Annotated in this window: 21 protein-coding genes and 2 pseudogenes; 9 read left to right on the top strand and 14 right to left on the bottom strand. The window is 69.8% G+C overall.

What is annotated here, in order from left to right:
• Nucleotides 1-12: 12 nt before the first annotated feature.
• Both H2Q94_RS14175 and H2Q94_RS14180 read left to right on the top strand, forming a co-directional pair.
• Nucleotides 13-1,086 carry an acyl-CoA dehydrogenase family protein gene (locus H2Q94_RS14175; RefSeq protein WP_243795302.1) on the top strand — a complete coding sequence of 358 codons (1,074 nt, stop codon included), beginning with the start codon at nt 13-15 and terminating at the stop codon, nt 1,084-1,086.
• A 133-nt stretch (nt 1,087-1,219) separates the two neighbouring features.
• On the top strand, nt 1,220-2,083 hold the full coding sequence (locus tag H2Q94_RS14180) for an enoyl-CoA hydratase-related protein (protein WP_243795304.1): 864 nt from the start codon (nt 1,220-1,222) through the stop codon (nt 2,081-2,083).
• A gap of 30 nt (nt 2,084-2,113) precedes the next feature.
• On the opposite strand, the gene H2Q94_RS14185 is transcribed toward H2Q94_RS14180, so the two are convergent.
• Together H2Q94_RS14185 and H2Q94_RS30970 are read right to left on the bottom strand one after the other, a co-directional pair.
• Nucleotides 2,114-2,629: an acyl-CoA dehydrogenase family protein gene (locus H2Q94_RS14185; RefSeq protein WP_243795307.1), complete on the bottom strand. Its 516-nt coding sequence runs from the start codon at nt 2,627-2,629 to the stop codon at nt 2,114-2,116.
• 63 nt (nt 2,630-2,692) lie between these two features.
• A pseudogene (locus H2Q94_RS30970) lies at nt 2,693-3,307 on the bottom strand (acyl-CoA dehydrogenase family protein); the annotation flags it as partial.
• A gap of 452 nt (nt 3,308-3,759) precedes the next feature.
• Between H2Q94_RS30970 and H2Q94_RS14195 the strand changes: the two are divergent.
• Complete coding sequence (locus tag H2Q94_RS14195) at nt 3,760-5,415, top strand: class I adenylate-forming enzyme family protein (RefSeq protein WP_243795310.1); 1,656 nt, start codon at nt 3,760-3,762, stop codon at nt 5,413-5,415.
• Nucleotide 5,416: 1 nt separating this feature from the next.
• Here H2Q94_RS14195 and H2Q94_RS14200 read toward each other — a convergent pair whose 3' ends face one another.
• The 8 genes from H2Q94_RS14200 to H2Q94_RS14235 form a co-directional block, all read right to left on the bottom strand.
• The gene (locus H2Q94_RS14200; protein ID WP_243795311.1) at nt 5,417-6,403 is read right to left on the bottom strand and encodes an acyl-CoA dehydrogenase family protein; all 987 of its coding nucleotides are present in this window, start codon (nt 6,401-6,403) and stop codon (nt 5,417-5,419) included.
• Nucleotides 6,400-7,494, bottom strand: a complete 1,095-nt coding sequence (locus tag H2Q94_RS14205) for an acyl-CoA dehydrogenase family protein (RefSeq protein WP_243795312.1) — start codon at nt 7,492-7,494, stop codon at nt 6,400-6,402. The genes H2Q94_RS14200 and H2Q94_RS14205 overlap by 4 nt, the downstream gene beginning before the upstream one ends.
• Entirely contained in the window at nt 7,491-8,825 is a 1,335-nt protein-coding gene (locus H2Q94_RS14210) for an MFS transporter (protein WP_243795313.1), read from the bottom strand. The genes H2Q94_RS14205 and H2Q94_RS14210 overlap by 4 nt, the downstream gene beginning before the upstream one ends.
• A gap of 13 nt (nt 8,826-8,838) precedes the next feature.
• Entirely contained in the window at nt 8,839-10,926 is a 2,088-nt protein-coding gene (locus H2Q94_RS14215; RefSeq protein ID WP_243795315.1) for an acetate--CoA ligase family protein, read from the bottom strand.
• A gap of 6 nt (nt 10,927-10,932) precedes the next feature.
• Nucleotides 10,933-11,769 (bottom strand): enoyl-CoA hydratase/isomerase family protein, encoded by an 837-nt coding sequence (locus H2Q94_RS14220; protein ID WP_243795318.1) that lies wholly within the window; start codon nt 11,767-11,769, stop codon nt 10,933-10,935.
• A gap of 96 nt (nt 11,770-11,865) precedes the next feature.
• The gene (locus H2Q94_RS14225; protein ID WP_243795320.1) at nt 11,866-12,567 is read right to left on the bottom strand and encodes a GntR family transcriptional regulator; all 702 of its coding nucleotides are present in this window, start codon (nt 12,565-12,567) and stop codon (nt 11,866-11,868) included.
• 139 nt (nt 12,568-12,706) lie between these two features.
• Nucleotides 12,707-13,027 (bottom strand): ferredoxin, encoded by a 321-nt coding sequence (fdxA, locus tag H2Q94_RS14230; RefSeq protein ID WP_243795322.1) that lies wholly within the window; start codon nt 13,025-13,027, stop codon nt 12,707-12,709.
• 62 nt (nt 13,028-13,089) lie between these two features.
• The gene (locus H2Q94_RS14235; RefSeq protein ID WP_243795324.1) at nt 13,090-14,466 is read right to left on the bottom strand and encodes a dihydrolipoyl dehydrogenase family protein; all 1,377 of its coding nucleotides are present in this window, start codon (nt 14,464-14,466) and stop codon (nt 13,090-13,092) included.
• A gap of 147 nt (nt 14,467-14,613) precedes the next feature.
• On the opposite strand from H2Q94_RS14235, the gene H2Q94_RS14240 reads away from it, so the two are divergent.
• The 4 genes and pseudogenes from H2Q94_RS14240 to H2Q94_RS14255 form a co-directional block, all read left to right on the top strand.
• Nucleotides 14,614-14,850 carry a hypothetical protein gene (locus tag H2Q94_RS14240; RefSeq protein WP_243795325.1) on the top strand — a complete coding sequence of 79 codons (237 nt, stop codon included), beginning with the start codon at nt 14,614-14,616 and terminating at the stop codon, nt 14,848-14,850.
• A 164-nt stretch (nt 14,851-15,014) separates the two neighbouring features.
• Complete coding sequence (locus H2Q94_RS14245; RefSeq protein ID WP_243795326.1) at nt 15,015-15,431, top strand: CBS domain-containing protein; 417 nt, start codon at nt 15,015-15,017, stop codon at nt 15,429-15,431.
• A 602-nt stretch (nt 15,432-16,033) separates the two neighbouring features.
• Nucleotides 16,034-16,690: a response regulator gene (locus H2Q94_RS14250; protein WP_243795327.1), complete on the top strand. Its 657-nt coding sequence runs from the start codon at nt 16,034-16,036 to the stop codon at nt 16,688-16,690.
• Between the two features lie 220 nt (nt 16,691-16,910).
• Nucleotides 16,911-20,042 (top strand): annotated as a pseudogene (locus H2Q94_RS14255) (HAMP domain-containing protein); the annotation flags it as partial.
• Between the two features lie 8 nt (nt 20,043-20,050).
• On the opposite strand, the gene H2Q94_RS14260 reads toward H2Q94_RS14255, so the two are convergent.
• Both H2Q94_RS14260 and H2Q94_RS14265 read right to left on the bottom strand, forming a co-directional pair.
• Nucleotides 20,051-20,200 carry a hypothetical protein gene (locus H2Q94_RS14260; RefSeq protein ID WP_243795329.1) on the bottom strand — a complete coding sequence of 50 codons (150 nt, stop codon included), beginning with the start codon at nt 20,198-20,200 and terminating at the stop codon, nt 20,051-20,053.
• Between the two features lie 533 nt (nt 20,201-20,733).
• Nucleotides 20,734-21,078, bottom strand: a complete 345-nt coding sequence (locus H2Q94_RS14265) for a hypothetical protein (protein ID WP_243795331.1) — start codon at nt 21,076-21,078, stop codon at nt 20,734-20,736.
• A gap of 411 nt (nt 21,079-21,489) precedes the next feature.
• Between H2Q94_RS14265 and H2Q94_RS14270 the strand changes: the two genes are divergently transcribed.
• Nucleotides 21,490-21,714 carry a hypothetical protein gene (locus tag H2Q94_RS14270; RefSeq protein ID WP_243795332.1) on the top strand — a complete coding sequence of 75 codons (225 nt, stop codon included), beginning with the start codon at nt 21,490-21,492 and terminating at the stop codon, nt 21,712-21,714.
• A gap of 169 nt (nt 21,715-21,883) precedes the next feature.
• Here H2Q94_RS14270 and H2Q94_RS14275 read toward each other — a convergent pair whose 3' ends face one another.
• Entirely contained in the window at nt 21,884-23,062 is a 1,179-nt protein-coding gene (locus tag H2Q94_RS14275) for a GDSL-type esterase/lipase family protein (protein ID WP_243795333.1), read from the bottom strand.
• Nucleotides 23,063-23,105: 43 nt separating this feature from the next.
• Nucleotides 23,106-23,675, bottom strand: a complete 570-nt coding sequence (locus H2Q94_RS14280; protein WP_243795334.1) for a TetR/AcrR family transcriptional regulator — start codon at nt 23,673-23,675, stop codon at nt 23,106-23,108.
• Nucleotides 23,676-23,787: 112 nt separating this feature from the next.
• Here H2Q94_RS14280 and H2Q94_RS14285 point away from each other — a divergent pair, with 112 nt between their 5' ends.
• Nucleotides 23,788-25,686, top strand: coding sequence for a cellulase family glycosylhydrolase (locus H2Q94_RS14285; protein ID WP_243795335.1), 1,899 nt, complete (start codon nt 23,788-23,790; stop codon nt 25,684-25,686).
• The last annotated feature ends 217 nt before the right edge of the window (nt 25,687-25,903 follow it).

Raw genomic sequence — 25,903 nt, forward strand, 5'->3', positions numbered from 1 at the left:
GGGAGTGCGCTCATGCGATTGGTGTTGACCGGGCAGCAAGAGGACCTGCGCGCGGCGGTGCGGGATTTCCTAGCCGACAAGTCCGGGCCGGAGCGGGTCCGGGCCGTGCTGGACACCGACGACGGGTTCGATCGGGAGTTGTGGCGTCGCGCCGGTGCGGAGCTGGGAGTGCTGGGGCTCGTCGTCGCCGAGGAGCACGGAGGGGCGGGAGCCGGTCACGTTGAACGGTCCGTCGTCGCGGAGGAACTCGGGGCCACGCTGGTGCCCTCGCCGTTCCTCGCTTCGGCGGTGCTGGCGATCGACGTGCTCAACGCCGTCGACGATGCCGAAGCACGGGACCGGTGCCTGCCTGCGCTGGCATCGGGAGAGCTGATCGGCACCGTCGCGCACGGCGCCGACGCCACCGAAAGCGACGGCTGGCGGCTGACCGGACGGCTGGCTCCGGTGATCTCCGGTGATGTGGCCGATGTGGTGCTGGTGCACGCGTCGACTCCGGACGGCACCGGCTGGTTCGCGATCGACGCGACGGCTGCGGGAGTCCGGCGCACGACGTTGCGCACGCTCGACCCGACGCGGCGACTCGCCCGGATCGACCTCGCCGGCACTCCGGCGCGGCGCTTGGCGACGAAGAATCCCGGCGCAGTGAGGTCCACAGTGGACGACCTGGCCGCGGTGGCGTTGGCCGCCGAGCAGGTCGGCGGGATGCGGCGGGTGCTGGAGATGACCTCCGACTACGCCAAGGCCCGGGTGCAGTTCGGCAGGCAGATCGGTTCGTACCAGGGTGTGAAGCACGCGCTGGCGGATCTCTACGGCTCCTGGGAGCAGGCGGTCTCCGTGGTCCGCCACGCCGCGTGGGCCGCCGACGAGGATCCGGAGGAGCTGCCGGTGGCCGCCGCTATCGCCCAGGTCCACTGCGCTCCCGCCGCGTTCCGGGCGGCCGCCGATGGCGTCGTGCTGCACGGAGGCATCGGCTACACCTGGGAGCACGACGCGCACCTGTACTACAAGCGCGCCAAGACCTCCGAGCTCCTGTTCGGCTCCGACCGAGCCCGCCGCCTCCACCTGGCCGACCTGATGGGCATCTGAGGTCAATGCCCTTTCCGACCGGAAGGACCGGTCGAACGGGCCGTTCACCCCACTGGCACCGAGATGAACGGCCCATCTGACCGGTGGGATCGGTCGAACGGGCCTTCACCCGACTTGGGATGAGGAGTGCGGATTGAGCTTTCGGGAGATCTCCTACGAGGTGCACGAGCGGATCGCCACGATCACGCTGAACCGTCCGGACAAGCTCAACGCGTTCACCGATGTGATGCGCCGCGAGCTGCTCGACGCGTTCGACGCCGTCGACGCCGACGACGAGGTCCGGGTGGTGATCCTCACCGGGGCCGGCCGGGCGTTCTGCGCCGGAGCGGACCTCAGCAGCGGCGCAGGCACTTTCGACTACGACGCACGGGATCCGGAGGCGCGAGCCACCGGCCTGACCGAGGACGGGGTGCCGCGCGACGGCGGCGGCACCTGTTCGCTGCGCATCGCCGCGTCGAAGAAACCGGTGATCGCCGCCGTCAACGGTGCCGCAGTCGGAGTGGGCGCGACGATGCTGCTGCCCGCCGACATCCGGCTCGCGGCCGAGGCCGCGCGGTTCGGGTTCGTGTTCGCCCGCCGCGGACTGGTGCCGGAGGCCGCGTCGACGTGGTTCCTGCCGCGCCTGGTCGGCATCTCGCAGGCGATGGAGTGGGCTGCGACCGGCCGCGTCTTCGGGGCTACCGAGGCCGAGTCGGGCGGGCTGGTGTCCCGCGTGGTCGCGGACGCGGACCTGCTCGCCACCGCACGGGAGATCGCGCTGGAGATCGCGCACAACACCGCTCCGGTGTCGGTCGCGGCGACCCGCAGGCTGATGTGGAGCATGCTCGGCGCGGAGAACCCCTTCGAGGCGCACCGCCTCGATTCCCGCGCCATCCACAGCCTCGGCGCAGGTCCGGACGCGGCGGAAGGCGTGTCGGCGTTCCTGGAGAAGCGCCCGGCCGAGTTCCCCGGCAAGGTCAGCGCCGACTTCCCGGAGTTCCTCCCGCCCTGGCCGTGAGCCGTCGCCCTCGTTGCACGGGTGTGCGGGTTACGGGGTGGTGGCGCGGCTGGACCAGGAGGACTTCGCCTTGCGGGTGGCGGATTGCCAGAGCCGGTACCGCTGGACGTCGGCGGTCCCGGCCGGAGCCCTGAGGTGCTGGAGGTCGCGGGTGAGCCGCTGGATGGACTCATTCGCACGCAGCGCGCGGGCGCCGAAGACCTCTTGGGAAAGTCCTACCGAATCCATGCCGCGCTCGATGGCGACGTGTTTGGCGTTGAACAACTCCGCGTCGCAGTCACCGCCCCGGTCGAGCAACCAGGCGGCGTAGTGGACGATTTGCCGGGCGGTCATGTAGTTGGACTTGATCTGCCCGACTCGCTGCTGGACGGTTTCGTGCCGGGACAGCCGGGAATGCCCTCCGGCGTAGTCGACGGTGACCTCCAGCAGACTGTGGTGCAGGCCGAGGGCGACGGCGGCGATGGCCAGGCGGCCGTGAACGACGCTCGCGAGGTGGGCCGCGTCGAGTCCGTCTCCTTGCGCGCCGAGCCTGGCGGTGGCGGGCACGCGGACATCGTCGAAGTCGAGATCGCCGAACGAGAATCCACGCAAACCGAGGCTGGGCTCGTTGGACCGAACAGTGAGTCCGGGGCTGCGGGCATCGACGCCGAACACGCTGAGTTCGTTCTCGCCGGTGCGGGCGACTACCGCATGGACGTCGGCGATGTGCGAGTTGCCGATGAAGCATTTTCGTCCGTTGATGAGGTAATCCTCGCCATCTCGGACGGCGGTGGTGTCCATTTCGAGCACGTTTCCGCCGGAATGGGATTCGGTCACCGCGATCGTGGCGAGTACGCGCCCGTCCGCCAGGGCGGGAAGCCAGCACTGTTGTTGTTCAGCGGTGGCGATCCACCGGAATATCGCTACGGGAATGTCGCCGGCCTGCGCGGCGGCGCCGATCGCTCCGGAGATGCGGGAGAGCCGTTCGATGATGATCACTTTGGCGCGATGGTCCATCCCCTGTCCGCCGTAGGCGGTGGGAATGGTCGCACCGAGCCAGCCGAGCCGAGCGATCTCTCGCACCAAATCGTGGTCGGCCTGCCCCGACGCTTCCAGCTCTGGGATTCGAGGTCTGATGTGCCGGTCGGCGAATTCGGCGACCGCCTCGGCGAGCGCGTGATGGTGGTACGACAGCAAGTCGCGGTCGATCTCATCGTCACGGTGATGGCTTCGTCTGTCGAACATCAGCACTCCCTGGCAAGGCCGCGGCTTTAGGGATCCTCGCAGAATGATCTTTTGATCTTTGTCTTGTCAGTGGCGGATCCGCTCAGCAGCGACCCGCTTGAGAAGGTCGTCCAGAGATTGTGCGTCACTCTTGAACCATAAGCCGAACGCCCCGACGAGAAATTGCACGCGTGCACGAAGGAAACACCCGAAATCCGCTCGACCTGCCGCTCTTCCGAACAGCGTCGCAACTCATCCTTCGGGCGCGGTCGGTGCCTCCCGGATTTCTCCTCGCCCCGCGTCCCAACGGGGACCTGCGGGCTCAGCATCGAACACCGACCCCATTACCCGAGCGGACGTTCGGTGCGGAGGTGATGCGGCGGTTCGGGGGCTGTTCCGGCGGGAGGTCGTGACGCAGACTGGGGGTGATCGTGATGCCGGCCGGTCGATGCGGACCGGGGAGGAGTCGCTGCATGCTGGATCGGGAGCGTCTGCTGGCGGAGTTCACCGGCCCCGGCGGGGAGTTCGAACTGGTCCCGCGCGACGTGCGCGGCATCCCGATGCGGGTCTACGCGACCGGCCCGCAGACCCTGCGCGACGTGCTGCTCAGCACCGCGGTGCACGGCGACGCCGACTACCTCGTGTTCGGCGAGCAGCGTTGGACGTTCACCGAGCACCTGCGGGTCGCCACCGGGTTGGCGAACGGTCTGCGCACCGATTTCGGCTTGAGCCAGGGCGATCGGGTCGCGATCGCGATGCGGAACTACCCGGAGTGGGCGCCGATCTTCTGGGCCGTGCAGGCCGCCGGTCTCGTCGCGGTGCCGCTCAACGCTTGGTGGACGGGTCCGGAACTGCGCTTCGCGCTGGAGGATTCCGGGGCACGAGTGCTGTTCGCCGATCCTGAGCGGGTGTCCAGGCTCGCACCCGACTTCGGTGCGCTCGACGTCGTGCAGGTTCGCGGTGACAGCCCGCCGGAAGGGGTGCGCTGCTGGGCGGAACTGCTCGCCGGACTCGACTTCGACGCGAAGTTGCCGGAAATGGCGGTGGATCCGGACGACGACGCCACGATCATGTACACCTCGGGGACCACGGGCCGCCCGAAGGGTGCCGTGGCCAGTCACCGCAACCACTGCACGAATCTGTGGAACATGGCGCTGGGACGTCGCGTGGCGCAGGCGGCGGCGGGAGTGGAACCCGATCCGGACGCGAGAGCGGGCGTGCTGCTCACCTTCCCGATCTTCCACATCGCGGGCCTGTCCGGTCTGTGCTCGACGACGCTGGCGGGCGGGAAACTGGTGACCATGTACCGGTGGGAACCGGGCGAGGCGATCCACCTGGTGCGCGACGAGCGGCTGAACACCATCGCCGGAGTGCCCACCGTGCTGCGGGACCTGGCGCGGCACGCCGACGGTGGTCTGTCGACCGTGGAGGCGGTGAACATGGGCGGGGCGCCGATCCCGCCTGACTTGGTGGGTCTGGTGCACACCTCGTTCACCGCGAACGTGGCGCCCGGCAACGGGTACGGGCTCACCGAGACGACCTCGGCGGTCGTGAACAACACCGGCGCCGAATACGTCGCCCACCCCGACAGCGTGGGCCGCTGCGTGCCCGGCGCCGATCTGCGCGTCGTTGATCCCGCCCTGGAAGAGGACGTGGCGAGCGGTGAGATCGGGGAGTTGTGGTTCCGCGGCCCGAACGTCGTGCGCGGTTATTGGAACGATCCGAAGGCCACCGGGGAGGCGTTCGTCGACGGCTGGTTCCGCACCGGCGACCTCGGCTACGTCGCCGACGGCCTGGTGCACGTGGTGGACCGGCTCAAGGACATCGTGATCCGTGGCGGCGAGAACGTGTACTGCGCCGAAGTGGAGGCTGCGCTGTTCGAGCACCCGGCGGTCGCCGACGTGGCCGTGGTGGGCGTGCCGCACCGGGAACTCGGCGAGCAGGTCGCCGCGATCGTGCAGGTCCAGGAGGGCGCGGAGGTCGACCCCGACGAGCTGCGCCACCACGTCGGCGAGCGGCTGGCCGCGTTCAAGATCCCGGACGTGGTGCAGCTGCGCACCGGCACGATTCCCCGCACCAGCACCGGAAAGGTCCTCAAGCGAGACCTCCGCCGCGAGCTGACGGCCTGACTCACGCCGGGGCGGTGAGCTCGTCCCACACGCCGTCCTGGCCGACGATGACCGCCGTGCGGCCGAGCCGGCTCGACCATTCGCGCTCGCTGCCGTGCTCGTCGCGCCAGGCCCACAGCTTGCGGGTGACGTGGTGCAGCGAGTGCTCCCGCGTCACGCCCATCGCTCCGTGCAGTTGGTGCGCGGAGCGGGCGACGGACGTGGCGGCGTGGGCCGCGCGGATCTTCACCGTCGCGGTCGCCGCCTCCGCACGTGCGGGATCAGCGGTGTGCACGTCGCAGGCGCGGTCGAGCGCGGCTTGGGTGGACACGAGCTCGGTGCGCATCCCGGCGAGGGCGTTGGCGACCGCTTTCACCGCGATGAGCGGGCGGCCGAACTGGTTGCGCCGCGTCACGTGGGTCCGGGTGATCTCGTGCGCCCCGCGTGCCGCCCCGGTGATCGCGGCGGCGGTGAGCAGCGCCGCGCGGGAGGTCGCGGCCGAACGCGCGGGCGCTTCGGGAAGGGGAGTGCGCGCGTCGTCCGGAACGGTGACGGTGTCCCTCGGTTCCGCTGCCAGGTTAGCGCCGGGTTCGACGAGCACACCCGGCGCCGTGAGATCGACCAGGTATGGCGTCCCGTTCCGGGGCCACACCAGCAGATTCCGCGCGTGCCGCGCCCAGGCGACCCCGCGCAGCGCGCCGGTGGAATCCTCCCACGCGGGCACGACCAGGCCCGGCAGGTCCGCCCGTTCGGTTCCGGCCAGCGCCCAGCGGGCGAGCGCGGCTTCCGCCAGCGGCGCGCTCACCCCGTGCTCGGCCACCGCACCGACCAGCGCCAGCAGGTCCGCCAGGCACCCGCCCGAGCCACCGGAGTTCTCCGGGATCGACACCAGCGGCCATCCCAGTTCGGCGATCGTCGCCCACACCTCGGGCAGGTGACCGTCGGCGTCCTGCGGGGTGACGGGAGCAAGCACGTCGGCCGCTACCTCTGCGAGCAGCGTGTCGTTCACGGCGCCTCCTGCTTGGCGAGAATGGACAGCAGCACCTCGGAGGACCCGCCGCGGATGCTGAATCCCGGCGCGGCCAGGATCGCCCCGCCCAGCGGGTCGTCCGGCGCGAGCACGCCGGGATTCGCCGCTGTGCGGGCGAATTCGAGCACGTCGCGTTCGAACTCGGTGCCCAGGTACTTGAGCGTCGCCGCCTCCCGGACGGGCGCCACGCCGGTGTCGAGCGCCTCGGCGACTCGCACGCACATCGCCCGCAACACCCCCAGCCGAGCCACCAGCTCTCCGAGCTCCACCAGCAGGCCCGCATCGAGCTCGGCCGTCGCGTCCAGCAGCCCGGCCAGCACCGGATACGTCGAGAGCACCCGTTCCGGCCCGCCGCGCTCATGGGCGAGCTGCTCGGTGACCTGCCGCCAGCCCTGCCCCGCCACGCCGATGACGCGGCCCGCCGGGACGAACACGTCCTCGAACACCACCTCGTTGAAATGGTGCGAGCCCGCCATGTCCACGATCGGCGTCACCGTGACACCACGCGAGTCCATGTCCACCACGAACTCGGTGAGCCCGTCGTGCTTGCGCTCGGTCCGCTCGGTGCGCGCGAGCAGGTAGGAGTGCGTGGCGCGGTGGGCGTGGCTGGTCCAGATCTTGCGTCCGTTGACCCGCCAGCCGCCGTCGGTGCGCTCAGCGGTGGTGCGCACGGCCGCGAGATCCGAACCGGCCTCGGGCTCGCTCATTCCCAGGCACAGCACGTGATCCCCGGAACTGATGCCGGGCAGGATCTCCCGCTGCAACTCGGGCGTCCCGTGGCGCAGGATCGACGGGCCGATCTGACGGTCCCCGATCCAGTGCGCCGCCACCGGTGCTCCGGCGCGCAGCAACTCCTCGGTGACGACCAACCGATCCACATTGGACTGTTCGGCGCCGCCGAGGTGTCGTGGCCAGGTCATGCCGATCCAGCCCCGCCGGGCCAGCTCGCGGGAGAAGTCCAGGTCGAACGAGCGCAGCCACGCGTCCGGCCGAGGCCGGTAACGCCCCTCGTCCTGCCACCCGCGGCACAGGTCGCGCACCCGGTGGCGCAGTTCGGTGCGGTCGGTCATGTCACCTTCTCCTCGTCCGCGTCGAGTTCCGCTCTGCTCAGCGCCGCGGTCCGCGTCTCGGGCATCGCCAGGTACACGACGAGCGAGAACAGCGCGCATCCCGAGACGTAGAAGAAGAAGTAGTGCTCGTGCCCGGCGCCGCGGAAGGCCAGCGCGATGTACTCGGCGGTGCCGCCGAAGATCGCTTGTGCCAGCGCGTACGGGATCGCCACGCCCACGGTGCGCACGCTGGTGGGGAACAGCTCCGCCTTCACGCACGCGTTCACCGAGGAGTAGCCGCACACGATGGTCAGCGCCAGCATCGTCAGCGCCAGCGCGACCCCGACCGAAGGCCAGCGCTGCATCGCGGTGAGGATCGGATAGGTGCCCAGCGTGGTGCCGACGCCGAAGAAGATCAGCACCGGCCGCCGCCCGATCCGATCCGAGATCGCACCACCCACCGGAAGCAGCACGGCGAACAGGCACAACGCCAGGAACATCACCATCGAAGCGTCCGATTTGGACAGTCCTACCGAGTTCGCCAGGTACTTCGTCAGGTACGTCGTGTAGGTGTAGAATGCGACGCTGCCGCCGATGGTCAGCGCGAACACCAGCAGCGCCGCCCGGCGGTGCCGCCACACCTCCCGCAACGTGCCACGGCGCTGCGCCTCGTCGTGCGAGGCCTCTTCCCGGTACGCGTCGGTTTCCTGCAATCGGCGTCGCAGGTAGAACACGACGACCGCCGCGACCGCGCCGATCACGAACGGAATCCGCCAGCCCCACGCGGTCAGCTGCTGCTCGGTCATCGTCGCCTGCAACACCATGAGCACTGCCAGCCCGAGCAGCTGGCCCAGCGTCACCGAGACGTACTGGAAGCTTGATCCGAGACCGCGATGCCCGCGGCGGGACGCCTCGGTGAGGTAGGAGGCGCTGGCCGCGTACTCGCCGCCGACGCTGAGGCCCTGCAGGACGCGGGCCACCACCAGGATCACCGCGCCCAGGTATCCGGCCCGGTCGTGCGTGGGCGCGACGGCGATCATCAGCGCACTGACCGACATCATGCTCACCGACAACGTGAGGCCGAACTTCCGGCCCTTCCGGTCGGCGATCCTGCCCAGCAACCAGCCGCCCAGCGGGCGGGCCAGGAAACCGACCGCGAACACCGCGGCCGTGTTCATCAACTGCGCCGTCGCATCGCCCTCCGGGAAGAACCGCCCGGCGAAGTACAACGCGAAGCTGGCGTAGACGAACCAGTCGTACCACTCGACGAGGTTCCCGATCGAGCCGCCGATCACCGCCCGCACGTGCGAACGATGCTCGCGGGGCGCCTTCGGCCCGCGCATCGTGGTCATCTTCCGGCCTCCGTCAGTCCAGGGGACCGGTGCTCGTGAGCACCAGGTCCACCGCGGTCGCTCCCTCGCCGTCGGGATGCACGATCAGCGGGTTGATCTCGAATTCGGCGAGGCGGTCGCCGAACGCGGCGGCGGCGCGCGACAGTGCCGCGATCGCGGTGGCCGCGGCCCGCAGGTCGGCGGGTGGGCGAGCGCGGAATCCGGTGAGCAGCGGTGCACCGCGCAGTGACCGCAGCATCGCCTCGGCGCCCGGGGCGTCGATCGGGGCGAGCGCGGTGGTGACGTCGGCGTAGAGCTCAGCGGTGACACCGCCGAAGCCGACGGTGAGCACCGGCGGGTAGCCGTCGCGGGAGCCCCGCACGCCGACCAGCAGCTCGACCCCCGGCGGGGCGAGTTCCTGCACGAGGACGCCGTCGATGCGGGCGTGCGGTGCGGCCCGCTCGACCGCGCGCAGGATGCGTTTCGCCGCTTCCCCTGCTTCAGCAGCGGGTATTCCGATGAGGACTCCGCCCGCATCTGTCTTGTGCGGCAGGTCCGGTGACTGGACCTTGAGCACCAGTTCGCCGCTCAACTCACGAGCGATCAACTCGGTCTCTCCGGCGTCGGCGGCGAGCTCCCCGCGCGGCCTGGTCACTCCGATCGCGTCCAGCAGCGCCGCGCCCGCGGCCTCCGTGAGCGTGCCGGTGGGCAGCTGCGCTTCCAGGCCGGGCAGCGGAGCCGTGGTGACGGTGCGGCAGGGTCGTGGCAGCAGCCGGGTCAGCAGGGTGAGGGCCGCGCCGCTCGTCGTGACCACCGGGATTCCGGCGCGGCGCAATCGCCCCGCGGGCGCGGCGATCTCGGCGTGCGAGTACTGCCAGGCCACCACGTACGGCTTGGCGGTCGCGCGGGAGGCCTGCAAGATCGACTCGGCGATCAGTTCCGCGGTGCGCCCGCCGAGCGTGGTCAGCAGCACCAGAACCGCGTCGACTTCCTCGTCGGCGGCGACCGCCTCGCACACCCGGCCGAGCGCGCTCGCGTCGTTGATCACCTGTGCGGTCACGTCCACCGGGTTGGCCAGGCTGCCGAACGGCGGGATCAACGGCGCGAGAGCGTCCTGCGTGGACCGAGCGAGTTCCGGCAACCGCAACCCGGTGGGCTCGGCCTGATCCGCCGCGAGACCGCCCGCACCGCCGGAACTGGTCACCACCCCGATCCGCCCGCCGACCGGGCGTGGACCGCCCAGTGCGATCGCGGTGTCGAGCAGTTCGTCGATGTCGTCCACGAGCACCGCGCCGGACCGCTCGGCGACCAGGTCGAACGCCGCGCCCGAGCGGACCAGCGCCCCGGTGTGCGAGGCCACCGCCCGCCTGCCCGCCTCCGAACGCCCCGAACGCAGCACCACCAGGTGCTTGCCCAGCTCCGCGACCCGATCGGTCAACCGCGCCCAGGCGGCGCCGTCCGGCAATTGCTCCAGGTAGCAGGCCAGCACCCGGATCGCCGGATCCTCCAGCAGCAACGCCGTCGCCTCGGTGGCGGTGACGTCGGCCTGGTTGCCGACACTGACCCACGCGGTGAGCCCGACGCCCCGATCGGCCGCCATGCCGAGCACGCTGCCGCCGAGCGCGCCGCTCTGCCCGATGTAGGCGATGCCGCCGGTCTCCACGGGTGGGGCGGAGATGAGGCCCGCGCCGGAGCTGAACGTCGCGGTCAACTCGGCGGGACGGTAGAGCAGCCCTTGGCAGTTCGGTCCGAGGACGCGAATTCCGTGCCGCAGTGCCGTTTCCGCCAACTCTTCCTGCAACGCCGCGCCGTCCGGGCCGACCTCGGCGAACCCGGAGGACAGCACGATCGCCAGTCGCGCGCCTGCTCGCGCGGAGTCCGCGACGACCTCGGCCACCCGTTGCGCCGGCACCATGATCAGCACCAGGTCCACGGGGCCGGGGAGCCGGTCCAGCGCCGGGTAGCAGGTCAGGCCGTGCACCTGCTCGTAGCGCGGATTCACCGGATACACCGCGCCGGTGAACCCGCCGTCGAGCAGGAAGCGGGTCAGTCTGGCGGCCATCGTCTTGCGCTCGGAGGCGCCGACGACGGCCACCGCGGACGGGCTCAGTAATGAGTCCATGCGGAGTCACCGGCCCTGGAAGTCAGGGCGGCGCTTGTCCCGGAAGGCGCTCAGCGCCTCGGCCGAGTCCTCAGTGGACTGGACGATCGCCTGGTGCGAGGAGATGAGGTCGAGCGAAGTGCGCAGGTCGCAGCGCGCCGACTGGTACAGCGCACGTTTGATCGCCCGGATCGCCACCGGCGGACCCGACGCGAGCTTGCGGGCGAACTCGGCGGTCCGCTCGGGCAGCTCGGCGTCCGGGTAGCGGTAGCTGGCGATGCCGAGCTCCACCGCCGTGGCGGAGTCCACGAAATCGCCCGTCCACAGCAACTCCAACGCCTTCGCCGTGCCCACCAGCCGGGGCAGGAAGTAGCAACCGCCGTCACCCGGAACCAGGCCGACCCGCACGTAGCCCTCCGAGAAGCGCGCGGACTCGGCGACCAGCCGGATGTCGCACATCAGCGCCATGTCCATGCCCGCGCCGACCGCGACGCCGTTGACCGCCGCGAGCACCGGCTTGTCCATGTCCTCCAGCGCGAGCGCCACCTGGTGCACGCGATCGGTGAGCACCGTCTTGTTCTGCAGCACGGATTTCTGCTCGCCGGTGAAGTCGTCCAGGTCGACTCCGGAGCAGAACGCGTCCCCGGCTCCGGTGACCACCAGCACCCGCACGTCCGGGTCGGCGTGGGCTCGGCGGATCGCCTGCGCCCACTGATCGACCATCTCCAAGGTGAAGGCGTTCTTGCGCTCCGGCCGATTGAGCAGAATCGTGCCCACTCCCTCGGAGACCCGGTACTCCAAATCCGCCATGCCGTCGCCCTTCCCGTCGCCGCCACCGTGCGCAGACGGAGTGAACCACGTCACCGAACGAGAAGTCCATGTAAAATTGAATACAATCCACCGCTCGGCTGATCGATCGGATCAGCCCCGGCGAGCAGTCCCGCACCTGGTTCGGACGGTTCAGGTGGGTGGAGTGGGAGTGGGCGAGAGGGAGGGGGCGAGGTGATCGCGGGTGGCGTCGCGGTGAGCGTTCATGAGCTCCACGGCGCGGTCGGTGTCGCCGCGGCGCAGGGCGGTGATCAGCCTGCGGTGTTCGCGGACGATGCGCCGCCGGGACGCCTCGTCGTAGAGGTACACCGTCCGGTACACCTCGGTGCGCTGCCACACCCGCTCGATCTCGGCCACCACCAGGTTCAGTCCGGAATGGCGGAACACCGCGAAGTGGAACTCGTGATTGAGCTCCAGCATCACCGCCACGTCCGGTGTCGCGGCCGCCTCCGCGATCCGCTCGTTGATGGCGGTGAGCTCGGCGAGCTGCTCGGAGGTGAGTCGCGGAACCTCCCGCAGCACCACCGTTTCCAGCGCGGCCCGCATCAGGTACGCCTGTCGCAGTTCGTCCGCGGACAACCGGGCCACCGTGTACCCGACGTTCGGCCGGTGGTGCAGAACGCCTTCGCCCTCCAGCGCTTTCAGCGCCTCCCGCACCGGAACCCGGCTCACGCCGAGCCGTTCGGCCAAGGCCTCCTGCCGCAGCGATTGCCCGGGGAGCAGTTCCTGGCTGCGCAGCATCCGCCGGATCTGGTCGATGGCACGGCGTACCGAACTGGGCCTGCCGCCCGCCGTGACGACCCCCGGAGTGTCGATGCGTCCCGATGTCCCCATGCGCCCCGTCGTCCCCGGCTCGTCGTGCGGGCTCGTGCCCGCCCGGACACCACGGCACGCGGGCGATCCGGAGCTCCGCGCACCGGCGGAAGTATCGGCGCACCCGTCGTGCCGTGCTGATCCATCGTACGGGGGCGGCTCAGTCGGCCATCTTCGGCAGGTTCGTGATGGGCGGAACGTCGCGGTCGATCTTGCCCACCCCGGCGGCACCGCCGGGGGAGCCGAGTTCGATGAAGAACTCGGCGTTCGCCTGGGTGTAGGCCTGGTATTCCTCGGGGACGTCGTCCTCGTAGTAGATCGCCTCCACCGGGCACACCGGTTCGCAGGCACCGCAGTCGATGCACTCGTCTGGATGGATGTAGAGCATCCGGCCGCCCTCGTAGATGCAGTCGACCGGGCACTCGTCGATGCAGGACCGGTCGAGCACGTCCACGCACGGTTCGCTGATCACATAGGTCACATCGTCTCCTGCCGCGAAGCGGTTGCGTCCCTCGGCGTTCCCCACCCGCGAGCGGTTTGAAACTAGACGTCGATCTCGTCCACCGCCGAGCTGATGGCGCGGTGGAACGTCGGGTAGGCGTAGATCATCCGCCGCAGCACGGAGATCGGTACCTCGGCGTGCACCGCCACCGCCAGCGCGCCCAGGACCTCCCCGCCGCCGGGGGCGACGGCGGTCGCGCCGACGAGCACGCCGCGATCGGCATCGGCCACCACCTTGATCAGCCCGTCGTTGCCGGACTTGTGGATCCAGCCGCGCACCGCGGACCGAATCTCGGCGACGCCGGTGCGCACTCGCAGGCCGCGCGCGGTGGCGGCCTGCTCGGTGAGCCCCACCATGCCGACCTCGGGGTCGGTGAAGGTGACCGACGGAACCGCGCGGTAGTCGGCCGCAGCGCTGTCCCGGCCGAGGATGTCGGCGGCCGCGATGGGCGCCTGGTACACCGAGGTGTGGGTGAACGCGCCGTGCCCGGTGACGTCGCCTACCGCCCACACCCCGTCCGCGGCCCGCAACCGTTCGTCCACCGGGATCGTGCGCGCGCTCTCGTCGAGCCCGACGGCGCCCACTCCGAGCGCGGCGAGGTCGGTCCGCCTGCCGGTGGCCACCAGCAGGCGCTCCACCTCGACCGGCTCACCTCGTTCGAACTCGACGCGGAACCGGCCGTCGGCGTGCGTTACCCGCCGCACGCCCGCACCGGCGCGCACGTTCACGCCATCGGCTCGCAGCACCCGATCCAACACCTCGGAGGCCTCCGGTTCGGCCGGACCGAGGATGCGGTCGCCGGTCTCGACGACCGTGACCGCGCTGCCGAAACGGGCGAAGATCTGGGTGAACTCCAGCCCCACCGGCCCCGCGCCGAGCACCAGCAGCGACTCCGGCGCCGTCCGCGCGGCCACCGCCTCCCGGTTGGTCCAGTACGGGGTGCCCGCAAGCCCGTCGATCGGCGGCACCTTGGGTTCCGTGCCGGGATTGAGCACGATCGCCTTGCGCGCGTGGAACGTTCGCGGCCCGGCGTCCGTGGTGACCGTGACCTCGCCGGGAGCGGTGATGCGACCGCGACCCCGGACGAACCGCCCGCCGGTGCCCTCGAACCGCTCCACGGCGGCGGTGTCGTCCCAATCGGTCGTGGCCTCGTCGCGAATCCGATCGGCGACCGGGGTGAAATCGGGCCGCACCGTGGCGGAACCGGCCAGTTCCGGCACCCGCCGGGCCTCGCCGAGCGCGTCCGCGGCACGCACCATCATCTTCGTCGGAATGCAGGCGTAGTAGGGGCATTCGCCGCCGACCAGCCGAGCCTCCACGCCCACCACGTCCAGCCCGGCCGTGGCGAGCCGCCCGGCGACGTCCTCGCCGCCCGGTCCCAGACCGATCACGACCGCATCGACCTCTTCGGTTGCCATCCGATGCTCCTGTTCGCCATGTCCGTCCCCGGAACCGAACGGCCCCGAGGTACCTCTCTTGCCACCACCGCATCACTGCTCGGCCGCTGTCGCACCCGCATCGTCGCTGGCCTGCGACGAGGGGTGGGAGTGACTACAACGGAGGACATGGCCGATACCGATACGTCCGCATTGGCGCCAGGGCAGAGCGTGGCATGGGACAACGGCGAGCGGATGGGGCGATCCCGCGCGGGACACCTGGTGTTCCTGCGCCGCAGGCTGGCCGAGCACGGCTTCGCCGTCGCCGTCGACGCCCCACCGGGAACCGGGCAACCCGACGGCGTGCTCACCACGACATGGGGGCATGCGAACGAGGTCTTCGACCGTCTGATGCGGGTGGGCTGAGTCGTGGCGGGAGCAGCGCAGTCCCCCCGGCGCGGATTCGGATCCCGGCCCCGAGCCAGGAGAACGGCGGCCGGATACCGAGCTCGGTGGCTGGAGTCCATGGGACACGGCCGAGACCGGAGGGCGCGCGGCCGTGACCGGCCGGATCGGAAAGGAGAAAGCTCATGATGGCGCGCGAAATCATGCACGCGGGAGCCCGCTGCGTAGGTGAGGACGAAAATGTGCAGGTCGCCGCGCGGATGATGCGCGATCTGGGAGTGGGATCGCTGCCCATCTGCGGCCGCGACGACCGCCTGCGCGGCATGATCACCGACCGGGACATCGTGCTGCACTGCTGCGCGGAGAACAGGGACCCGATGGAGGTGACCGCGGGCGAGCTCGCGGCGGGCACCCCGCACTGGGTCTCCGCCGACGCCGACACGGCAGAAGTGCTCGCGATGATGGAGACCCACCAGATCCGGCGGATCCCCGTGATCGACCGGCACCGGCTCGTCGGCATCATCAGCGAAGCCGACCTGGCCCGGAACATCACCGACGATCAGCTCGCCCACTTCGTCGAAAGCGTCTACGCGCTGCGCTGAGGGGCCGGCGCCATCAGCACGATCTTGTTGTCGTTGTCCTGTCACGCGGCGAAGCCGCTGAGCAGCGACCGGCTTGAGCACGCCCACCGGCGGTTTCTCAGCGGCTTTCTCGCGAGGACGGTTTTTCCCTCCTGGCGGAGCCACTCGGGAACCAGATCCCGCAGCGAGAAAGCCGCAGAGTTTCCGCTGAGCGACCCGCTACGCAGGCCGGAAAGTGCTCCAGCGACTCCTGCGAGCTGGGAGGATGCGTTCCGTGACCTGACCGCAACCGGAGCGGAATACCCGGCGAGTGCACTGTCGTGTACGAACCTTCAACGGTTTCCCCTCTGTGGAGGCGGTGCAGCGATGATGATCTGTGCGAGTTGCCGCGAACCGATCCCGTCCTCAAGCCCGTCCGACGACTTCTGCCGCGAGCAATGCCAGCTGTCCTGGCACGCCGGGCGGCTCACTCCCGGCCGCGGAGGTTCGACCGTGACGCCCGTATCGGAGTTCGCCCTGCGAGATCGTCGCCATTCCGCTCCGGGCGCATAACAACCATCGGTGTTTATGCTGGTCATTGCCCTGGTGTCCGTAGTGACCCGTGAGGGAGGCCGGCGAGCGAGATGGCGATACGTGTGTTCGTGGTGGACGACCACGAGGTGATCCGGCGGGGCGTGGCGGCCCTGGTGAGATCCGACTCCGAACTGGAACTGATCGGTGAGGCGGCATCGGCGGCCGAAGCGCTGGCGCTGGTGCCGCGGCACCAGCCGGACGTGGCCGTGCTCGATGTGCGGCTGCCCGACGGCAACGGTGTCGAGCTGTGCCGGGAACTGCGCTCGCAGCACCCGGAGCTGCGGTGCCTGATGCTGACCTCGTTCGACGACCACGAGGCGCTGCTGGACGCGATCCTGGCCGGTGCCGCGGGTTTTGTGCTCAAGGGCGTGGTCAGCGAGGAGCTGCTCAACGCGCTGCGCACGATCGGTTCCGGTGGTTCGCTGCTGAGCCCGAAGAAGACCGAGGCGATGCTGTCCTGGTTGCGCCGCGAGCAGGAGCGCGCCGATCCGTTGCGGGAGCTGACCGCGCGGGAACGAGAAGTCCTGGAGCTCATCGGCGAGGGCTTGACGAACCGCGAGATCTCCAAGCGGATGTACCTCGCGGAGAAGACCATCAAGAACTACGTGTCGCAGATGTTGGCGAAGCTGGCGATGCGCCACCGCAGTGAGGCCGCGGTGCTGGCGACCGAGCTGCGGCTCGACCGCGGCGCGCGAAGCAAGGAGTGACGCGGTGGCCGCCGATCCTGGGCGTGAGCGGCTGCTCGCCGGATTGCGGGACCTGCGGGACGGCAACTTCCGCCGCAGGCTGCCCGTCGCGGGACCGGACGCCGACCTGGCCGCGGTGTTCAACGAGCTGGCCGAACGCGAGCAGCACCTGATCGCCGAACTGCGCCGGGCCACCGAAACGGCCGTGCGCGGCGAGTGGCCGCAACCGCCGGTGGACTTCGGCGGCACCGGTGCCCGCCGCGACGCCGAGCAGGCCGTCAACGAGCTGCTGGAGGCGCTGCTGCGGCCGGCTAGCGACCTCCGCCGGGTGCTGGGCGCGGTCGCCGCGGGTGATCTGACGCAGCGCATGCCGCGGCGCGCGGACGACCGGCTGCCCGGTGGTTTCGGCGACGTGGCCTCGACGGTGAACGACCTGCTCGACCAGTTGTCGCTGTTCGCCGACGAGGTCATCAGGGTGTCCCGCGAAGTCGGCACCGAGGGCAAGCTCGGTGGCCAGGCGCGGGTGGCGGGCGTCGGGGGCACCTGGAAGGACCTCACCGCCAACGTCAACATCATGGCCGACAACCTCACCAACCAGGTGCGCAACATCGCCGCGGTGGCCGCCGCGGTGGCGGGCGGCGACCTGTCGAAGAAGATCACCGTTGAGGCCAAGGGCGAGGTGGCCGCGCTGGCGGCGACGATCAACGGCATGGTCGAGACGCTCGGGGCGTTCGCCGAGCAGGTCACGGTGGTCGCCCGCGAGGTCGGCACCGAGGGAATCCTCGGCGGGCAGGCGCGGGTTCCCGGGGTGGCGGGAACGTGGAAGGACCTCACCGACAACGTGAACCTGATGGCGCGCAACCTCACCAACCAGGTGCGCAACATCGCTCAGGTGACGACCGCGGTGGCCCAGGGAGACCTGTCCAAGAAGATCGACGTGGACGCCCAGGGCGAGATCCTGGAGCTCAAGACGACGATCAACACGATGGTCGGCCAGCTCTCCGCGTTCGCCGACGAGGTCACCAGGGTGTCCCGCGAGGTCGGCACCGAGGGCAGGCTCGGCGGGCAGGCCGAGGTCCGCGACGTCTCCGGGACGTGGCGGCGGTTGACCGAGAGCGTGAACCGGCTCGCGGGCAACCTCACCACCCAGGTCCGGGCCATCGCGGGCGTGGCGAACGCGGTGACCAGCGGAGACCTGACGCGGCAGATCACCGTCGAGGCCAGCGGAGAGGTCGCCGAGCTCAAGGACGACATCAACGCGATGATCTCCAACCTCGCGGAGACGACCCGCACTAACGAGGAGCAGGACTGGCTCAAGACGCATCTGACACGGTTGTCCGGGCTGATGCAGGGACGCGGGGACCTGTCCGCGCTCGCCTCGCTGATCATGACGGAGCTGGTGCCGCTGGTGTCCGCGCAGTACGGGGCGTTCTACCTGGCTCAGCTCGACGACGACGGCCCGGCGCTGGTCCGCACCGCGTCCTACGGCCTGCCGCAGAACGGTCCTCCGGAGCGGTTCGGACTGGGCGAGTCGCTGGTGGGGCAGGCCGCGGTGGACCGCGTGACGATCCTGGTGCGCGAGACGCCGCCGCGGTACCTGCGGATCAGTTCCGGGCTGGGCGCGGCGTCGCCGGTGGGCGTGGTGGTCGTGCCGGTGCTGTTCGAGGATCAGGTGCTGGCCGTGCTGGAACTGGCCTCGATGCACGAGTTCAGCGCGCTGCACCTGGACCTGCTGCAACGGTTGCAGGAGACGATCGGGGTGGAGGTGAACACGATCGTTTCGAACTCCCGGACCGAGGCGCTGCTGACCGAGTCCCAGCACTTGGCGCGGGAGCTGCAGGCGCGTTCCGAACAGCTGGAGCAGCAGCAGAACGAATTGCAGCGCTCCAACTCGGAGCTCGCGGAGAAGGCCTCGCAGCTGGCCGCGCGCAACCGGGACATCGAGATCAAGAACAGCGAGATCGAGCAGGCCCGCCAGCAGCTGGAGGAACGCGCGAGCGAGCTTTCCCAGGCGTCCGCCTACAAAACGGAGTTCCTGGCGAACATGTCGCACGAGCTGCGCACGCCGCTGAACAGTTCGCTGCTGCTGGCGAAGCTGCTCGCCGACAACGTCGACGGCAACCTCACCGAGCAGCAGGTGGACCTCGCCAGGACCATCCACGCCGCGGGCAGCGACCTGCTGGACCTGATCAACGACGTGCTGGACCTGTCCAAAGTGGAGGCAGGGCGGATGACGGTGCTGCCGGAGGACGTCGAGACGGGAGAGCTGGCCCGGCACCTGGAATCGCAGTACCGCCCGCTGGCGGCGGACAAGGGCCTCGATTTCGAGGCGGTGGTGGCGGATTCGGCACCCGCGACGCTGCACACGGATCAGAGCAGGCTGGAGCAGATCCTGCGCAACCTGCTGTCGAACGCGGTGAAGTTCACCGAGCGCGGGGCGGTGCGGTTGCGCATCGGGCGGGCCGACTCGTCGGCGGCCACCGATCCGGCGCTGCGGGCGCTGCCGGAACTCGTGGCGTTCTCGGTGCAGGACTCCGGAATCGGGGTGCCCGCCGGGAAGCTCAACCGCATCTTCGAGGCGTTCCAACAGGGCGACGGCACGATCGTGCGCGAGTTCGGCGGTACCGGGCTCGGCCTGTCCATCAGCCGGGAGCTGACGGCGTTGCTCGGCGGCGAGCTCATCGTGGACAGCGAACCGGGCCAAGGCAGCACCTTCACCCTCTACCTGCCGCCGGAGTTTCCCGCGTGGGAACAGGAGGAGTGGCCGAATCCGGAAGCGGGACCTGCGGCCGTGGCGGAGGTTCCGCCTGCGCCCGAGTCGCCGCCGATCAGCGCGGAGGTCAAGTTCGACGCCGCCGCGGAGGGCATCGATCCGCCGATGACGGAGGAATCGGAGATGCTCCTCACCACCGAGAACGGGTCGGAGCCGCCGGATTCCGGTGGCTCGGGGCCGGGCTTGCCGCGTTTCGACGGGCAGAAGGTGCTCGTCGTCGACGACGACCCGCGCAGCGTCTACGCGCTGACCGCGCTGCTGGAACAGCACGGGCTGCGCGTCGTGTACGTGGACAACGGGATCGCCGGGCTCAGCGCATTGCAGGAGCACGAGGACGTGACCGTGGTGCTGATGGACGTGATGATGCCCGAGTTGGACGGCAACTCCACCATCCGCACCATCCGGCGCATCCCGCGCCACCGGGATCTGCCGATCATCGCGGTGACGGCGAAGGCGATGCGCGGCGACCGCGAGCGCAGCCTCGCCTCCGGTGCCACCGAATGCGTGACGAAGCCCGTGGACGCGGACTGCTTGCTGCGGCTCTTGGCCGAACAACTCGGCGTCGATCCGGGTCCGAAACCCGACCCCGCCACCGAGTGAACCGGCGGTCAGCTCCGGTCGGGTTCCGGTGTGGTGGGGAGTTCGTCGAGCTGTTCGCGCAGTTGCTGGGACCAGCGGAGGTCGCGGGCGAAGGTCGCGTCGTAGTGGTCAACGCCGTGCGGGTGCCGCTGCTCGGGCGATCCTGAACCGGGTGCCATGGGGTGAATCCTGTGATCGGGGTTCCGGCCCCGCTCGGGGACTGACGAGGCCGGAATCCGCCAGCTTACGAGCCCTCGGCGCGTGTTCCCAACGGATGTCGCCGGACTCACAGCTGTTCGCGGTTCAAGGGGCTTCGCGTCCGATGAGGTGGCCCCGCGCACGCCGACTCGGTGGCTTCCACCGCCGGGATGGTGCGGACCGCATGCAGCGTCTTGAGAATGCAGTGTTTCTACCCGGTTCGGTCCCGTTCTGTTGGAGCAGTCCGCGATCGGACGTGGGGGCACTCGCGCGGTGTGTTCGTCACCGGCGGCGTGTCGGCCTTCGGCGCAGGACGACCTTTTCGGGTCGTTGTGGAGGGCGGCTGTTCTGTCGGCGCGGCCGGTGAGCGCTGGACTCGCCGCGCGGTGGACGCGGCCACCGCGATCATGTTCGGCACGGTAACGACCCCGGTGCTCCCTCCGCGGAAATAGGGGGCGCCGGGGTCGTTGTTCGCCACGTCAGCGGAATCGTCGGACTTCCGGGTTCGCGCGGATCAGCACAGGCTGACCCGCTCCAGGTACGGGCTCACACCGCGGGACTTGTGGCTGCGGGTCTGTCCCGGCTCGATCGAGAAGCATCGGCTGTCCGCACCCCGAGCCATGATGAGTTTGACCCGGTAGATCTTCTTGCACTTGTTGGTGATCCACACCGTGGTGTAGACCTTGCCCTTCTTCTCCCGGTCAGTGAGGCAAGTCGGCGCCCTGGTCTCGCTCGGTGCGGCGACGGATTCGCCGCCGGAGGTGGTGGGCGCGGCGGCGTGCGCCGCGCCACCTGCGAACGAGCTGAGAGCGAAGGCGGCGATGAACGCCACCGACGCGGAACGAAGCGTGCGGGACATGATTGTTCCTCCCAGTGAAGGTGTTGCTCCCGTGATCCCCAGATCCGCTGCCGTGCTCGAAGCCGGCGAGCGGTTCGGATCAGTTGTAGCGGCTGATCGTCTCCCGGTGGCAGTTGCCGGATCGCGAACAACACCGACGGGCGAACGAAGTAACCCGAATACTGCAGTGCCGTTGGTCCATTCTCGCGCTGCATTCCTAGAAGCGGTCAGTGTTGATCCCCTTTTTTGGCCGCAGGATTAAAGAATTCGCGCCTCATCCTGAAAATTCGCACGCCAGTTCTTCGGTCACTGCGGACCGGTCGCGTAAATCACGGTGTGTCCATTATGGAGGGAATAGGCCCATCGGCCGGATCGCCCCACGGGAACCGGACTCGCCCGCATCGGCGGGCATGCGACCGGAGACCGATGCGGATGACCGGCTCGGTCGCGGCCGGAGGCGCGCAGGCGTGGTTTCCGGGGTGGGCGCTGATGATCGGTCTCGCGGTCGCCGTGCTCGACGGGAACCTCGTCCGGATGCGACGGAATCCGGCTGCTCGCGCACCGGTCTTGTGGTGGATCGGGCAACCGGGAATCACCGTCGTGCTCGGTGAGACGTTCACGCACGGCGGTTCCGGCGCCGAGTTCTTCGCCGAGTGAGCGGACTCCTGGTCGCGGTGCGTCGACCCGGTGGTGCTGCTCATCGTCGGAACCGTGCTCGCGTTCGGCGCCGTCCGCGCCGACGCCCCTCCGCGGCGATCGCCTCGTTCGGCCGAGAGGACCGGTCGAACGAGGCGGTCACCTGAAACGGGAAGCCGAGGTCCGGCGGTCAGGGGCGAGCGGTGAGCGGGCCTCCGGGGCCGAATGCGTGGCCGGCGAAGCGGGTGCCGATGCGTTCGTGCGTCGCGGCGTCCGGGTGCAGTTGGTCGGGCAGCGGCAGCTCGGCCGCGTCGGCTTCGCCGTAGAGCTCGCACCCGTCGAGGTAGTGCAGGTGCGGGTCGTCAGCCGCCCGCAGGCGCACGACGCGGGCGAGCTCGTCCCGGATGACGCGCAGCGTCAGCTTCCCGCTCGCGACCTCGTCCGGGTCGCCGGTGGCGGTGAACCGGAGCTCCCCGGCTTTGAGCGCGTCGAGGTCGACACCGCCGGGACCGGGCGTGTCCTCGTGGATCGGGCAGTGGATGGGTGAGACGACCAGCAGCGGCGTCTCGGGATGCCCCTCGCGGATGGTGTCGAGGAAGCCGTGGACCGCCGGGGTGAACGCCCGCAGCCGCATCAGGTCGGCGTTGACCACGTTGATGCCGAGCTTCAGGCTGATCAGATCGGCCGGGGTGTCGCGCAGCGCGCGGGCGGTGAACGGGTCGAGCAGGGCGTTGCCGCTGAACCCGAGGTTGATCAGATCCACTCCGGCGCGCGCGGCGGCCAGCGCGGGCCAGATCGTGCTCGGGCTCGCGGCGTTGGAGCCGTGGCTGATCGAACTGCCGTGGTGCAGCCACACCGCGCGATCCTGCGCGTCCGGCTCGACGGGGGCATCGGTGCGCAGGGCGACGAGTTCGGTGCTTTCGTTGTGCGGTAACCAGATCTCGACGAGCTTCTCCCGGGCGGGCAGGCCGGAGAAGCGGGCGGTGCCTGCCGGGCCGGGACGGACCTCGCCGGAGCCGGTCGCGAGGTCGGCGGTCATGACGTTCCCGCCCGCCACGCTGGTCCGGTCGGTCAGGTCGCCGTCGACGAGCAGGTCGTACACGCCGTCCGGGCGCGGCGGCGCTCCGGGCACGACCTTCTTGGTGGGCACGGTGTCGAGCTCAACGACGGTGGCGCGGGTGCGCAGGACCAGCCGCACACCGGAAGGTTCGGCCTGCGCGACCAGCATCCGCTCGTCGGTGCACTGCGCGCGGGCTCGCGCAGGCAGGCGCAGCGGTCGCAGCCCGCGTTCGGTGCGCTCCAGTTCTCGCGCACCGCGCAGCAGCTCGGCGGTGATGGGCGTGGTGATCCAGTGCTGTTCGCTGCTCATGATCTCAATCCGGGCGGGAGTTCTCGGGTTTCGTGTGGTGCCGTCAGGGAGCGGGCCAGTTGTGCAGCAGGGCGTCGAGTGCGTCGACGATGCGCGGCCAGGTTTCCTCGGAGTCGGGAGCGCTGTGGCTGAACCCGCCGGCCGCCTCCAGGCTCACGTAGCCGTGGACGACGCTGCCGAGCAGCCGGACCGCGTGCGTCTGGTCGTCGCCGGTCAGTTCGTAGCCGCGAAGGATCGCCCGGGTCAGCTGTGCGTGGCGGACTCCGGCGCTGGCGGCGGCCGTCTCCGGATCGAGCGGGAGGCGGGCGGCGGTGTAGCGGCCGGGGTGCTGCCGGGCGTAGTCGCGGTAGGCGTCGGCGAAGGCGGCCAACGCGTCCTTGCCCGCACGTCCGGCCAACGCGGCCGCGGCGCGATCCGCGAGTTCTTCGAGAGCGAGCAGCGCGATCTTGGTCTTGAGGTCCTGGGAGTTCTTGACGTGCGAGTACAGGCTCGCGACCTTGACGTCGAACCGCCGGGCGAGCTCCGCGACGGTGACCTGCTCGAACCCGACCTCGTCGGCGAGCTCGGCTCCGGCGCGGGTCAGGCGCTGCGCGGTCAGTCCTACGCGTGCCATGACGTCCTCCCCTCGGTTCGAGGCCATTATGCAAGTGCCTAATAGGTTTAGGCAACGGCCTAATTCGATAAGCAACGGGGTGACTGATCCTGCTAGGCCGACCGAGTGAAACGTGAACACTGTTCACGATCAGCTGTTGTCCGGCTTGTCGGCGGTTCGTAGCTTGTGGCTCATGATCCGGCTGCTCGGCGCCGCTTGTGCGCTGTCCCTCATCGCGCTCCCGCTCGCCCCGGCTGCGGGAGCCGCGCCGACACGGCCCGTCGACGACCCCGCAAGCCGGACGCTGACCCTGGTGCCCTCCGAATCCGGAGTGTCCTATCGGGACGGTCACGGCCGGGAAGTGGTGCTGCGCGGCTACAACGTCTCCGGCGAGGTCAAGCTCAACGAGAACGGCAACCTGCCGTTCGCCGACGCCGCCGACGCCCGCGAATCAGCGGCGGCGCTGCGCGAGCGGACCGGCGCCAACTCGGTCCGGTTCCTGCTGTCCTGGGAACGCGTGCAGCCCGCGCCGGACCGGATCGACGAGGACTACCTGCGGCGCGTCACCGAACAGATCGCCGCGTTCGCCGACGAGGGATTCTGGGTGCTGCCGGACTACCACCAGGACCTCTACTCCCGGCACCTGTTCCGCTCCGACAGCTGGTACACCGGCGACGGCGCCCCGAAATGGGTCATCGACGGCGGTGGCTACCCGCCCGAGAGCTGCGGCATCTGTGTCCACTGGGGACAGAACATGATGAACAACCAGGCGGTGAAGCAGGCCAAGACCGACTTCTGGCACAACCGCCGCATCCCGACCTCGGCCGGAGAAGTCGGTGTGCAGGACGCGTTCCTGGCTCAGGCGGAAACCACTCTCGATCATCTCGCCGCACATCTCACCGAAGCCCAGTTCCAGCGCGTCCTCGGTTTCGACCCGATGAACGAGCCGCACGCCGGAAATCTCGACGACGGCCAGGACGCCGCGGCCTGGGAACGCGACGTGCTGTGGCCGTTCTTCGAGAGGTTTCGCGCCGTCATGGATCGCACCGGGTGGCAGGACAAGCCAGCGTACGTGGAACCCACCGTGTTCTGGAACAACAACGTGTCCTTCGTGAAGGAACCGGGCGGCTTCGAGGAAATCGACGGGCTCGGCACCCGCTACGTGTTCAACGCGCACTTCTACCACGCCCTCGCCCAATCCGGCTTGTACGGCGAGGCGAAGGACGGGGAGAACAGCGCCGACTTCGCCGAGATCCGGGACCGCGCGGCGGACCTCGGCACCACCGGGTTCGTCTCCGAGTTCGGCCACCCGCTGGGCGGCAACACCTCCGAGAAGTTCCCGACGGTGATGAAGGGCATCTACCAGGGCATGGACTCGCGGCTTTCCGGCGCGGACTGGTGGAACTCGCCCGCAGAGTCCGGCTCCGTGCTGTCCGGAACCCAATGGCAGTGGGACATCTACTACGGCCGCCACCACGAGGCCATGAACGGGAACCCGGACAAGATTCAGACCGAGGCGGACGGATGGAACGGGGAGGACTTCTCCGTGGTGAGTCGCGACGACACCGGCACCCTCGGCCTGCGAGCCGATCCGCGGGTCCTCGACCGTCTGTACCCGCGGGCGGTGGACGGCACGACCGTCGGATTCACCTACGAGGACCGGTCCCGCGACGGTGAGCGGACGTTGACGTGGAACGAGATTCCCGCGGACATGCCCGCGCTGCGCGAGGTCGTCGGCGACGGCCAGTTCGGCGTCCTGGTGTGGCGGGACGGCCCCGGCACGGCGCCGACGGAACTGCACCTGCCGGAGAGCTTCGGGGAGCGCAACACCACGGTGCTCTCCGACCTCGACGACGCCGCTGAGGCCCCGATCGCCCGCGACGACGACCGCCTGCTGATCACGGCGCCCGAAGATCCGGGAGCCGCGCACTACGCCCTCATCGCCAACGGCGCGGAGAGCCCGGCACCGGACCGGCTCGCCGCGGCCCGCGCCGAACTGGCCCACTGGGCCACGACGAAACTCCACCCCTGACCCGGCACCGCCGACGCCCACGACGCGAGTGAACGGACCGTTCGCCCAACGAGATGGGTCGAACGGTCCGTTGACTTGTCTCACGTCGAGCACGGCAGGGGGTGAGCGGGCCGTTTGTCCAATGGGATTGGTCGAACGGTCCGTTGACTTGTCTCACGTCGAGCACGGCAGGGGGTGAGCGGGCCGTTTGTCCAATGGGATTGGACGAACGGTCCGT

It is taken from the genome of Saccharopolyspora gloriosae, assembly GCF_022828475.1.
GTDB lineage: Bacteria > Actinomycetota > Actinomycetes > Mycobacteriales > Pseudonocardiaceae > Saccharopolyspora_C > Saccharopolyspora_C gloriosae_A.

Excerpts from the sequence above, each read along its gene's own strand:
- H2Q94_RS14175 (WP_243795302.1), top strand. The coding sequence starts at position 13 with ATGCGATTGGTGTTGACCGGGCAGCAAGAGGACCTGCGCGCGGCGGTG.
- H2Q94_RS14195 (WP_243795310.1), top strand. The coding sequence starts at position 3,760 with ATGCTGGATCGGGAGCGTCTGCTGGCGGAGTTCACCGGCCCCGGCGGG.
- H2Q94_RS14205 (WP_243795312.1), bottom strand. The coding sequence starts at position 7,494 with ATGACCGACCGCACCGAACTGCGCCACCGGGTGCGCGACCTGTGCCGC.
- H2Q94_RS14210 (WP_243795313.1), bottom strand. The coding sequence starts at position 8,825 with ATGACCACGATGCGCGGGCCGAAGGCGCCCCGCGAGCATCGTTCGCAC.
- H2Q94_RS14215 (WP_243795315.1), bottom strand. The coding sequence starts at position 10,926 with ATGGACTCATTACTGAGCCCGTCCGCGGTGGCCGTCGTCGGCGCCTCC.
- H2Q94_RS14225 (WP_243795320.1), bottom strand. The coding sequence starts at position 12,567 with ATGGGGACATCGGGACGCATCGACACTCCGGGGGTCGTCACGGCGGGC.
- H2Q94_RS14235 (WP_243795324.1), bottom strand. The coding sequence starts at position 14,466 with ATGGCAACCGAAGAGGTCGATGCGGTCGTGATCGGTCTGGGACCGGGC.
- H2Q94_RS14240 (WP_243795325.1), top strand. The coding sequence starts at position 14,614 with ATGGCCGATACCGATACGTCCGCATTGGCGCCAGGGCAGAGCGTGGCA.
- H2Q94_RS14245 (WP_243795326.1), top strand. The coding sequence starts at position 15,015 with ATGATGGCGCGCGAAATCATGCACGCGGGAGCCCGCTGCGTAGGTGAG.
- H2Q94_RS14250 (WP_243795327.1), top strand. The coding sequence starts at position 16,034 with ATGGCGATACGTGTGTTCGTGGTGGACGACCACGAGGTGATCCGGCGG.
- H2Q94_RS14260 (WP_243795329.1), bottom strand. The coding sequence starts at position 20,200 with ATGGCACCCGGTTCAGGATCGCCCGAGCAGCGGCACCCGCACGGCGTT.
- H2Q94_RS14265 (WP_243795331.1), bottom strand. The coding sequence starts at position 21,078 with ATGTCCCGCACGCTTCGTTCCGCGTCGGTGGCGTTCATCGCCGCCTTC.
- H2Q94_RS14270 (WP_243795332.1), top strand. The coding sequence starts at position 21,490 with ATGACCGGCTCGGTCGCGGCCGGAGGCGCGCAGGCGTGGTTTCCGGGG.
- H2Q94_RS14275 (WP_243795333.1), bottom strand. The coding sequence starts at position 23,062 with ATGAGCAGCGAACAGCACTGGATCACCACGCCCATCACCGCCGAGCTG.
- H2Q94_RS14280 (WP_243795334.1), bottom strand. The coding sequence starts at position 23,675 with ATGGCACGCGTAGGACTGACCGCGCAGCGCCTGACCCGCGCCGGAGCC.